The 239-nt window shown below is 65.3% G+C and carries 1 protein-coding gene; it reads left to right on the top strand.

The genetic code is table 11. The features are described from left to right. A partial coding sequence (locus RU01_RS18010; protein ID WP_042575968.1) for a hypothetical protein occupies positions 1 to 239 on the top strand: 239 nt, incomplete at both ends.

The following is a 239-nucleotide window of genomic DNA, read 5'->3' as shown; positions in this document are numbered from 1 at the left end:
GGGGAGGCGACGTTGACGACGCAGGACGAGGTGCTGCTCTCCGGCACCAGTGCGGAGCGGCGTGATCGGCTCAATCATCTGTTGTTCCCGGGGCCGGCGAAGGAGTTGGCGGAGCATCGGGAGAAGTACGGGGACACCTCCGGGTTGTCGGCGAATCAGTTCTTCTACGGGTTGCGTCAGGGCGACGAGCATCGGGTGCGCCTGGAGAAGGGTGTGGATCTGCTGATCGGGCTCGAGGC

Source organism: Rhodococcus sp. MEB064 (genome assembly GCF_000834565.1).
In the GTDB taxonomy this organism is placed as follows: domain Bacteria; phylum Actinomycetota; class Actinomycetes; order Mycobacteriales; family Mycobacteriaceae; genus Rhodococcoides.
Note: the sequence above shows the minus strand (reverse complement) of the source record. Positions and strands in the feature narration are given on the sequence as shown.